The organism is Bacillota bacterium (assembly GCA_024655925.1).
In the GTDB taxonomy this organism is placed as follows: domain Bacteria; phylum Bacillota; class DTU025; order DTU025; family JANLFS01; genus JANLFS01.
Window position 1 is genome coordinate 1 of sequence record JANLFS010000083.1, and the last position, 6,473, is coordinate 6,473.

Genomic DNA, 6,473 nt, shown 5'->3' on the forward strand with positions numbered 1-6,473 from the left:
ATCGTCGACTCTCTCGACCCTCTCGAGCACGGTGGGTCAACCAGGGTAGGCCAGTTCCCGCCAAGTTTGTTTGGCTCCATTGCCAGCGGGGCTATGAAGCTGAAGACAACGTCATCGGCGGTGATGGGCTTGCCGTCGCTCCATCTCATGCCGCTTCGGATCTTCAGCGTTGAGGTGTAGAACCTTCTTCCCCCGATGGTCTCTTCGACGATGGGACTCGGCATGCCGGTTGCAGCGGACGGGGCAAGTACCAGATCTGGCAGCGCATTTCCTGTCAGTCCTATATAGCTCTGATAGTACCCAACGTGCGAGTTCCACACGGTCGCCTCCGGGCCCAACTGTGCGAACACGTTCATGGTCGTCACGTCCTCGAAGATAGCCATCTCGTAGATCTTCCCCGCCGCGGCCTGCCCATAGAGACCCGTCGCAGCCAACAGGCCCACGATAACCAAGCCAGCCAGACACAGTCTTGACAACCTCATCGAAAGCCTGCCCCCTTTCCGATTGAATGTTACTTGTATTACTATTCATTCGTTTCCGACTACTAAACTCTTGCCAGCCAATCACAGAAAAGCCCAACCCCCTCCCCAGATTCGGGGCAGAAGGTTGGGAGAATAGACCCGCAATATCCCCAGACTGCGACGACCTCACAGAAGCGATACGACTGATCCCGCAACACGAGCCTCGGCGCCCGGGCCGAAGCCCTCCTCAACGGAAATGACCAGACCTGTCTGGTCGATTACGAACACGACGGGAACGCCCCGGACTCTGTAAGATGCGGCCGCCCCGACCGTGTCACGCCCTGTGAACAGCGGAAATGTGATTCCGAGCTGGCTTGCGACCTGCTTTGCCAGGGACGCATCCTCCCCGAGGTCGTTGAGTCCGGCGCAGACAAGGCCCTTCTTCTTGTACATGTCGTAGAGTCTCTGCATCGCGGACAAGGCGTCCGCCGAGACCCTGTAACGGCTGTTCCAGAAGACTACCACCGTTGGAGACCCAGATGCCGGCACCTCCAGCCTGGACCCGCGCAAGTCGATTCCGCGGAACCGGGGGGCCTGAGAGCCCACAAGAGATGCCGGCTGCGCCCCAAGTGCCGGGTATGTTGTGACCAGCATTATGATAGCGATCACTGCGTATATGCTTCTTCGCAATGAAGCCACCTTCCCCGCACGATCATCCGGCCCCGCACGTGAATACAGGACCCACCCGATTTGACGCACCAGGGGGCCCCGTGTTTCATGAGGCATAATGTGGATTGCGGCGGCGCCCGGGTTCCTTAGGTTCCCCCGAGGTAGGCCGCCCGCACCTTTGGGTCGGATGCAAGTTCCTTTGCCGGACCTTGAAGGGAGATACGCCCCGTCTCGAGGACATACGCCCGATTGGCCACAGACAGGGCCATGTTGGCATTCTGCTCTACCAGAAGAATCGTGGTTCCAGTCTGGCTGATCTTCACTATAGTATCGAATATCTCCCTGACCAGCAAGGGCGCCAGGCCCATTGAGGGCTCATCCAGAAGCATCAGGTCGGGTCTTGACATCAGACCGCGCGCTGTCGCGAGCATCTGCTGCTCTCCGCCTGAGAGCGTCCCCGCCACCTGAGTGCGCCGTTCTTTGAGTCTCGGGAAGAGTTCGAACACCCACTCGAGGTCCTTCGCTATCTCAGCCTTGTCCTGACGGCGGTACGCTCCCAGCTCGAGGTTGTCCAAGACCGTCAGGTTCGCGAATATGCGCCGGCCTTCCGGGACCTGGGAGATCCCGAGGTCTACGATCTTGTGGGCAGGCACCGTGCCCAGGTTCACAGAGTGCTCTCCGACCCCTGCCTTGCCCCCCGGCCCACGGGCGGCAGCGTATGTCATGGTGCCACTGGTCGCCCGGATGAGACCGGAAATAGTCTTCAGGATTGTGCTCTTCCCCGCCCCGTTCGCCCCGATCAGTGTCACGATCTCGCCCCGTTCGACCGTAAACGAGACCCCCTTGATGGCGTGGATCGCTCCGTAGTGCACGTTAAGATTCTCAACGTTCAGCAGCATCAGACCGCCTCCTCCCCGAGGTAGGCTTCGATGACCCGCCTGTTCCTCTTGATGTCCGCTGGCGCCCCTTCCGCAATCGTGACACCGTAGTCCAGGACGATTATACGCTCACAGAGGTTCATGACCAGGCTCATGTCGTGCTCAATCAGAAAGATCGTCAAGTCGAACCTGTCTCGTATCCACAGGATGAGTTTGAGCAGTTCCTGAGTCTCCTGGGGATTCATTCCCGCGGCCGGTTCGTCGAGAAGCAAGAGCTTGGGCCCGGTCGCGAGGGCCCTGGCGATCTCGAGTCGCCTCTGCGCGCCGTACGGAAGGCTGCTCGCGATCTCATCAGCCTTGTCGTCCAGGTGAAGAAGCCGCAGGAGTTCCATGGACTTCTCGTATATCTGGTCCTCCTGTGGAACGTATCTTCCGGTCCTGAGCACAGCCTCAGTCATTGAATACGGATAGTGGCCGTGGAACGCCGTCCTGACATTGTCCAGGACCGTCAGGTTGTTGAAGAGCCTGATGTTCTGGAATGTCCTGGCAATTCCAAGTTCGGTCACTTCAAACGGCTTCTTCTTGGTGATGTCTTCTTCCATGAAGTAGATTGAGCCAGACGTAGCGTCGAGGAGCCCCGTGAGCATATTGAAGACCGTGGTCTTCCCGGCGCCGTTCGGGCCGATCAGCCCCACGAGCTCACCTTTCCTGAGTGTCACATTGAAGTTGGAGACAGCCTTGAGCCCGCCGAAGCTCATGGAGAGATCCCGCGTCTCGAGAATGGGCGCAACCCCGTCCCGGCCGCCGTTCTTCGTCGGCTGTCGCTTGTCCGCGAGACCTAGCATGCCGAACGTGAACTCCGTGGTTCCCATGAGGCCTTTAGGCCGGTAGAGCATCATGAGTATCAGCATCAACGCATAGACAATCATCCTATAGTCAGCGACAGCACGCAGAACCTCAGGCAAGAAGGTCACGACGAAAGCCGCGGCCACCGTTCCTGTCAGGCTGCCGAGGCCGCCTAGGACAATGATGACAAGAGCTTCTATGGACTTCATGAAGTCGAACTGGCTGGGGTCAATAAACGTGATCTTGTGTGCATAGAGCCCTCCGGCGATCCCAGCGAAGAACGACCCTATCACGAAGGCTGTTATCTTGTAGCGGGTAGTGTCGACCCCCATGGTCTCTGCCGCGGTTTCATCTTCGCGCACGGCCACCAGCGCCCGTCCATGCTTCGACCAGATGAGGTTCTTTATCAGGAACACACTTGCGGCGGCTATCACGTAGACCCAGAGGAAGGTGGTGTGGGCAGGGATGGCCGTGAGTCCCCTCGGACCCCCTACCACATCCAGATTGACTATTATGACCCGTATGATCTCCCCAAACCCCAAGGTGGCGATGGCCAAGTAGTCACCGCGCAGGCGCAAGGTAGGAACACCGACGATGAGACCGCCGAGTGCTGCGCCAAGCCCTCCCATCAACAGCGCGACAGGGAATGGGAACCCCATCAGTTTCGTCATGGAGGCCGCGATGTAGCCGCCGATGGCCATGAACCCCGCGTGGCCCAAGGAGAACTGCCCCGTGAATCCGTTGATCAGGTTCAGGCTGGCACCCATTATGACATTGATCCCGACCCAGATCAGTATCTGCAGGTAGTAGTCGTTTATCAGGAAGCCTGCTCCATGCATTGCGGTGACAAGGAAGTACCCGGCTAAGAGGCCCGCCAGTGTGACGCCGCCGCGCATGAGGCTCTTCCCGCGAAACACGCTCAAGACGTTCGCAAATCTCGAACCACTCACCCGCGCTCACCTACACTTTCTCTCTTACGGCCCGGCCCAGCAGGCCCGCGGGCTTCACGAGCAGGATCACTATCAGGATCGCGAACGCAATGGCATCCTTCAGCATCGATGAGACCCATGCGATGACGAAGACCTCCGCGACGCCCATGATCATGCCGCCCAGCATGGCTCCGGGCACAATCCCGATGCCTCCCACGACGGCAGAAACAAACGCCTTGAGGCCATACATGACTCCCATCGTCGGGGCAATACGATTGTAGTAGAACCCAACCAGTATCCCTCCAGCAGCAGCCAGTGCAGACCCGAGGGCGAAAGTGACACTGATGATGGAGTCTACGTCGATACCCATGAGCCTCGCCGCATCCTTGTCGAAGGACACAGCTCTCATCGCCTTGCCCACTTTAGTCCTGTAGACGATGTAGCTCAGAAGAAGCATCAGCCCGATGGCGGTTCCCAACATGATCAGCTGGGTATTGGAGATTATCACGCCACCGACATCCCATACGACAGTCCTGATGACCCGCGGGTAAGGCCGGGGCCTGGCTTCGAAGAGCTTCAAACCAAGGTTTTGCAGAAACAGCGACATGCCAATCGCGGTGATCAGGGCCGCGATCCTGGGGGCCCGCCGAAGAGGTTTATACACGAGCCGCTCGATGGTCATGCCTGTCAGTGACGCGAGCGCCATCGCCAAAGGGAGCGCGAAGTAGAACGGCACTCGGAACTTCGTGATCAAGAAGAACCCGTAGTACGCCCCTAGCATGAAGATCTCACCGTGGGCGAAGTTTATGAGTCGAATAATACCATAGACCATCGTGTAGCCAAGGGCGATCAAGGCGTAGATGCTGCCCAGGGCCAGTCCGTTCACTATCTGCTGGACTATCTCGCCGAAAACCAGGCCACTACCCAAGATTCATCACTCCCACCACAAAGGCGGGGGCGGCGAGATGCCACCCCCGCCCGCTGCTACTCTGGGAAATCGCCCGGCGCTACGGGTTGACTGTTGTCTTGTAGACGAACTTCCCGTTCTTGACCTCCAACACAACGGCGCTCTTGATCGGGTTGCGGTTCTCATCGAGCGTCATCCGGCCGGAGACAGCGACGAGGTCCTTCGTGGTCGCCATCGCGTCACGGATGGCCGTACGATCCAGCTTGCCCGCTCGCCTGATCGCGTTCTCCACGATCAGGCAAGCATCGTAGGCCAGCGCGGCGAGCGCGTCCGGCGCGGACTTGTAGGCAGCCTCGTAGGCCTTGAGGAACGCCATCGGGACAGGGTCGGTCGAGCCCGGGGCATAGTGGTTCGAGAAGAACCCACCTTCGATTGAGTCTCCGGCGATCGGCACGAGCTCGGAAGAATCCCAACCATCACCGCCGAGGAACACGGCCTTCCTGATCCCGAGCTGTCTGGCCTGCCTGGTAATCAGGCCCACAGTGTTGTAGTAGTCAGGCAGGAAGATAACGTCTGGATCGAGCCTCTTGATCTTGGTCAGCTGTGCGGAGAAGTCGGACTCGCCGACCCCGTAGGTCTCGCTTGCCACGACCTTGCCGCCGCCAGCCTCGAACGCCTTCTTGAAGTTCTCAGCCAAGCCTTTGGTGTAGTCATTCCCGATGTCGTACACCATCGCAGCGGTCTTGGCCTTAATGGTCTCAAGAGCGAACTTCGCCATGACCAGCCCCTGGAACGGGTCGATGAAGCAGGCGCGGAAGATGTACGGACCGACCTTTGTGACTGCTTCGTTGGTGGAAGTCGGAGAAATCATCGGCACCTTGGCGGCATCGGCGATGGGGGCGCCCGCAAGGGTGCACTTGCTTGCGACGGACCCTATGATGACGTGTACTTTGTTCTGGTTGATGAGCTTGGACACTGCGTTTGCGGTCTCAGATGGGGTGTTCTTGTCGTCCTCCCAGTAGACCTTCACGGGGTTGCCCAGTATGCCGCCGCGCGCGTTGACTTCCTTCTCCCAGAGGAGCACGGCGTTCTTGGTGGAGATGCCGAAAGTTGCGACGTCACCGGTAAGTGGAGTCACGAGTCCGATCTTGATCTCCTCGGCCCCCAGGGCCATCGTACTGAAAGCAAGTACAAACAGAAACGCAATTACAGCAAACTTCTTGACCACAACCCTCGCCTCCCGAATAATTAATCTCCCCACATCTGGGGGCGTTCTCGCCGACAACAGGTCACACGGGCAATCGGTCACTGCACAAGACCTTCCCTGTCCGCACCCCTCCAATCCGCCCGGGCGATGCTCTGAAAGCGAACCTCAAGCGCTTCGCTTGAGGGGAAACGTGGATCGACCGGCGATTACTTGTCGAAGATTATACAATCGGCCTTCAGCAGGTGTCAAGTGCAATCGCAGCCACTAATTCGGCAACCGCCCCAAAACTTCCTTCTTGCCCCGGCAGTTTCCGGCACCACCGAAACCAGATCGGTTCACCCCCACACGCGTAGGGACGACGCCCGGCGCCACGTTTCGATCTCGGCCGTGGTCGGCTTCACCCCCATACGCGTGGGGACGACGGGAAGATCGGGATGATGATGGCAGGGCTGTCGGCTTCACCCCCATACGCGTGGGGACGACGGAGATTCTCCTGAACTACTGGAGATCTCCTTGGAGATGAACGCCCTCGAGAGCCTTCGTGCTGCTCGAGGGCTGGATCACCGCCGTTTGGCG

At 59.0% G+C, this 6,473-nt stretch carries 6 protein-coding genes; all 6 read right to left on the bottom strand.

Features of this window, described 5'->3' with window-relative positions:
* Positions 1–482, bottom strand: a 482-nt coding sequence (locus NUW23_12010; GenBank protein MCR4426889.1) for an ABC transporter substrate-binding protein, incomplete at its 3' end; no start/stop codon positions are given.
* A gap of 165 nt (positions 483–647) precedes the next feature.
* Entirely contained in the window at positions 648–1,151 is a 504-nt protein-coding gene (locus NUW23_12015) for a redoxin domain-containing protein (protein ID MCR4426890.1), read from the bottom strand.
* A 125-nt stretch (positions 1,152–1,276) separates the two neighbouring features.
* Entirely contained in the window at positions 1,277–2,029 is a 753-nt protein-coding gene (locus NUW23_12020) for an ABC transporter ATP-binding protein (GenBank protein MCR4426891.1), read from the bottom strand.
* Entirely contained in the window at positions 2,029–3,804 is a 1,776-nt protein-coding gene (locus NUW23_12025; GenBank protein MCR4426892.1) for a branched-chain amino acid ABC transporter ATP-binding protein/permease, read from the bottom strand. The genes NUW23_12020 and NUW23_12025 overlap by 1 nt, the downstream gene beginning before the upstream one ends.
* 10 nt (positions 3,805–3,814) lie before the next feature.
* Positions 3,815–4,711 (bottom strand): branched-chain amino acid ABC transporter permease, encoded by an 897-nt coding sequence (locus NUW23_12030; protein MCR4426893.1) that lies wholly within the window; start codon positions 4,709–4,711, stop codon positions 3,815–3,817.
* A gap of 79 nt (positions 4,712–4,790) precedes the next feature.
* Positions 4,791–5,918 (bottom strand): ABC transporter substrate-binding protein, encoded by a 1,128-nt coding sequence (locus tag NUW23_12035; GenBank protein MCR4426894.1) that lies wholly within the window; start codon positions 5,916–5,918, stop codon positions 4,791–4,793.
* Positions 5,919–6,473: the final 555 nt, after the last annotated feature.

Coding starts and splice junctions, on each gene's coding strand:
- NUW23_12020 (MCR4426891.1), bottom strand. CDS start 2,029: ATGCTGCTGAACGTTGAGAATCTTAACGTGCACTACGGAGCGATCCAC.